General features: G+C 45.6%; 1 pseudogene. It reads right to left on the bottom strand.

The features are described from left to right. Positions 1-75: 75 nt before the first annotated feature. Positions 76-871, bottom strand: a pseudogene (locus tag D0T60_RS17845) (hypothetical protein); the annotation flags it as partial.

Genomic DNA, 871 nt, shown 5'->3' with positions numbered 1-871 from the left:
GTTTCAAACCTTTTTCAATTCTCACTTTTTTGTTATATATCAATAGATATGTTTGTGCGTTGTATAAACCAATTCCTAATTCGCAGCAGCCAACTTCTCCAACTCCTGTTTCAGCCCCCGTTTCTCTACCAGGTTAGCGATCTCCGAATCACGATTGATTCTGAATAGTTTATCTCCATCCGCCTTCACTGCATCACGAAGCATCTGAACGGCGCCACCCTCGTCTTTCATCCTACAGCAGATGATGGCAGCCAGGTAATACACATTACCATTGGCAGGTAAAGAAGTCAGGATCTTCCAGGCCTTCTGATTATCTCCCAGACATGTTAGTGTAAGGGCCGTGTTATAGTCCTTATATGAACTAAGGATATTTAAGGCACGGCTGTACTCCCGATTTCGCAACAACTGAAGACCCAAAGTGTAGTCCTTACGCTGTTCTTCGGTAAAGTCGGCATTGATCAGTAACTTACCATCGGCCAACTCGTCCAAAGAAGATATCAAGAATGTTAGCGTATCTAATGGAGCGATGGGGAAACCACTACGGTCGGTAGCTGTGATCTGCCCTTTCAGGGTAACAGCCAGGTTGCGAAGGTTTCTTGTTACCGGATACTCCTGAGTATAGCGGTAAGTAAAGTTATTTCCCTCGGGAAGTACTATGTCATAGCGTGTGTTCTCTTTGTAAGGAGAGGGAACCAGCAGCTTAAACATTTCTTTCTTGCGGGCAGCACGTTCTTCATTCAAAGCAATCTCTTTACCCAAAAGGTTCTCGGAGGCCAAACGGATAGAATCCTGTTCGTGAGGCAATAAAGCCTGAACTTCTTCGGGACGAAGGCTTTGCAGATAAGCGCTGCGGAATTTGGCAGGCACGGAG

Origin of the sequence: Bacteroides sp. 224 (assembly GCF_010500995.1) — a bacterium.
Lineage (GTDB): Bacteria > Bacteroidota > Bacteroidia > Bacteroidales > Bacteroidaceae > Bacteroides.
The sequence above is the reverse complement of the archived record's forward strand: the minus strand, read 5'-3'. Positions and strand labels throughout refer to the sequence as shown.